General features: G+C 20.7%; 2 protein-coding genes. One reads left to right on the top strand and one right to left on the bottom strand.

What is annotated here, in order from left to right; translation table 11 throughout:
- Window positions 1-345: 345 nt before the first annotated feature.
- A complete protein-coding gene (locus tag BGI41_RS07015; protein WP_088539871.1) occupies window positions 346-963 on the bottom strand; it encodes a class I SAM-dependent methyltransferase in 618 nt (205 codons plus the stop codon).
- Window positions 964-1,279: 316 nt separating this feature from the next.
- Between BGI41_RS07015 and BGI41_RS07010 the strand changes: the two genes are divergently transcribed.
- Window positions 1,280-3,472: a DUF4268 domain-containing protein gene (locus tag BGI41_RS07010; protein WP_088539869.1), complete on the top strand. Its 2,193-nt coding sequence runs from the start codon at window positions 1,280-1,282 to the stop codon at window positions 3,470-3,472.
- Window positions 3,473-3,802 lie beyond the last annotated feature (330 nt).

The following is a 3,802-nucleotide window of genomic DNA, read 5'->3' as shown; positions in this document are numbered from 1 at the left end:
ACTCTATTATTAAAGTTTATTTTATTAAAAAATAATATATTAAGTTTTATTAATAGTATTTACTTTACCTAATTTAAAAGAAATAATTAAAAAAATTTATTAAAATGAGTTATTATAAGATTAAAAATTGTATATTTTTAATTAAAATAAAATAAGTAGGATATTATGATACAAATAATAAAAAAATTTTGATTTTATTAAAAATATGATAATGTGTTATATGAATTAATTATACTGGAAATTTTATTTCAAATCAATTTCAAATATTATTTTTTGAAAATCATACTTTTGAAAAAGAAGAACAAACAATTTTATTATTTTATATAATATTTGAAACTTAAGATTTTAATGTTCAAAATCTAACATGACAAGTTTTTTTCTGTTTGGTAATGGATATGTTTCTGTTTTTAGTAATTTGTATCCAATTTCATTCATTGTATTGATAAGAGCATTTTCTTCTATTTGATGATGTATTTTATCTAAACCATCAAAAGCATGAATATAAGGTGAATTAGAAACCCAAGTTTCTTCATCTGTATTAATCTGAATAATACAAGATACATATTTAGGATTAGATTTCAAAATAGCTTTTTTAAATACATTGTATCCAACATATTCTATGAATAAATTGGCAATAACTAGTTCAGCCTTAGGAAGTTTATCTGATTCATTAATAACATTAATTTTATAACATTCAAGAATATCTCCTAATTTAGAATAACGTTCTTTTACTGCATTAAGATATGTTTCGTTAATATCAATTCCATAAACTTTTTTATATTTTCTCTTATTTACATGTTCCAAGCCATTTCCACCTGCAATTCCAAATACTATGGCAGTTGTTACTGGATATTCTTCAAATTGTTTTTGCATTAATTTATTCATTGCTTGAAGTTGTTTAACGGAATCAAGACTCATGTGATTTTCATAATCTGATAAACTGATGTTTTCCCATGGATTCATATTTAATCACTTTTATAAATTTAGATTTGTTCTTATTAATTCTTTTTTAATATGAGTTTTCTAATTTTTTCTGGTTTATATTTGTTTGTTTTATAGATGAAATTTTAATTGTTTTATATAGTAATCTTATATTAACTATATAAATATAAGAATAATTAACCTCTAAGTTTTTTTTATTTATGTTAAGAATAATTTTAATTGTAACTTATTTAAATTTATAGTAAATTTTTTTATACTTGTTTAATAAAATTAAATATATGTTTAATTTAATTAATTTATAATTAAATATTTTAAAATTAATGGTGGGGGATTGTTTATGCAAGCAGGAATATACAATTTTTTGAATTTTTTGAGTCTTAATCAACAATTTAGTATACCTATTTTTCAAAGAAATTACAGTTGGACTGAAAAACAATGTAAACAGTTATTTAAAGATATTCTAAAAGTAAGTAAAAATGATGAAAATAACCATTTTCTTGGTTCAATAGTATATTTAAAACAATATAGTATTGTTGTAAGTCCTATAAGTAAAATAATGATTATAGACGGACAACAAAGAATTACTACAATAACTATATTAATTGCTGCTTTAACTGATTTTTTATTTAAAAATCCACAAGATAACTTAAGTCCTGAAAATTTAATTAGTTCTTATTTATTTAATAATAAAGAGAAAGGAAGTTTAAGATATAAATTAGTTTTAAATGATGTTGATGAAAAAACATTAAATAAAATTGTTGAAAATTTAGGTTCAAATATTAAATTAAATTTTAATAAAGATGATTCTCAAAGGATTTATAAAAATTATGAATATTTTAGAAAAAATATTAATGATAATAATGTTATGAATATTTATAAAGGTTTACATAAGCTTTTGATAGTTTATATTGCTTTAGATGGGAATGATGATAATCCACAACTTATCTTTGAAAGTTTAAATTCAACAGGTTTAGAACTTACACAATCTGATTTAATAAGAAATTATGTTTTAATGGATTTAGATGTTGATAATCAAAATTACCTTTATAAAACATATTGGCAAGTTATTGAAAATAATTTTAGAGATAAAAAACCAAAAACTTTTGACTCTTTTATACGTGCATATTTAACTACAAAAATTGGAAAAGTACCAACATTAAGGGGTAATGACATATATAATAATTTTAAAGAGTATTCTGAAAGGTTTAATAATTTTGAGGATTTAGTTAAAGAAATATATAAGTATTCTGAATATTTTTTAAACTTTGCTTTCAATGAAGAAAAAGACAACGATTTAAGAAATGCATTTATAAGTCTTAATAAAATGGGATATGATGTAACAAGGCCATTTATAATGGATTTATACAAAGATTATGATAATGATCTTTTAGATAAAGAGGAATTTATAGAATTATTAAAATATACTGAAAGTTATCTTATGAGAAGATTTATTTGTGGTATAGAATCTAACTCTTTGAATAAAACTTTTGCTAAAATGTATGAAGAAATGATGAATTTAAATGATAAATATGACTTAAATTATCTTAATTCATTTAAAACTATTCTTTTGTTAAAAGATAGTTATAAAATAATGCCTAAAGATAATGAATTTATGAATCACTTTAAGGAAGCGGATTTATATAATATTAGAACTAAAAATCGTAATTATCTTTTTGATAAACTTGAAAACTTTGGCTTTGAAAAAGAACCAACAAATATTGAATCATATACTATAGAGCATATTATGCCACAAACTTTAACAGAAGAATGGAAAGAAGAACTAGGATCAGACTGGGAAGAAACATATAAAAATTACCTAAATACAATTGGTAATCTTACACTTACAGGATATAATAGTAATTTAAGTAATAAATCATTTAAAAGTAAACAAGAGATGAAAGGTGGTTTTAAAGATTCATCTATCAGATTAAACAAGTATATTAGAAACTTAAATAAATGGAACAAAGAAGAGATTACTAAAAGAACTGGAAGATTATTTAAATTAGCTAAAAAAATATGGCCATATCCAAAAGTAGATGAAAATATTCTTCATCAGATAAAAGTAGAACATGATAATAGAAAAGATAAGAAAATTCCAAGTAAAAGTGAAAAATTACGAAGAGAATATTGGGAAACATTAAGTATTGAGCTTGATAAAGGCTCCCATAATTTTTATCCTGGAAAAATTAGTTTTAATAGTTTTTATATTTTAAATTTTAAAAAGGAGTCTTGCCATATATCATTGGGTTTTACTCCTTCTTTTAAAAAAATAAAAATTCAGTTATATATTTATAATTCTAAAGAATTATTTGATTATTTATACAATCAAAAAGAGCAAATTGAAAGTGAACTCGGTGAAAAATTAATATGGGATCGTAGGGATGATAAATTATCATCAAGTATTTTCATAGAAAAATATGCATATTTAAATAATAAGGATAATTGGGATAAATTAATTAAATGGCATATTGACATGGCAGATAAGTTTAGTGATATATTTTTAGATAGAGTTAATGAATTTGAAAGTTAAATGTTTTTTGAAAATAGCTGATTAAATATAATGTAAAAAGAAAATTTCTTTTTCAATCTCTCTTTCTTTCCTTTTTATTAAAAGAAGTGTATAAAAAAATAGAATAGAACAAAAAGTTAATTATGAAATTTTAAAAAAAATAAAAATTTAAAAAAAGTGTTTTAAATTTACTACCAATAAATTTAAAATCAGATTTTCTACTCTATCTTTTTTTTTACTTCTTCAAGATATAAAGGTGGACAAATAGAACATAAAAAAAAAACAAATTAAAATTTAAAAAAAATATAAAACATGTAATTAACAAATAATTACAAAAAAAATAGTAAAAAA

It is taken from the genome of Methanobrevibacter sp. 87.7 (assembly GCF_002208625.1).
Taxonomy (GTDB): Archaea; Methanobacteriota; Methanobacteria; order Methanobacteriales; family Methanobacteriaceae; genus Methanarmilla.
This window is presented reverse-complemented; position numbering and strand designations above follow the sequence as displayed.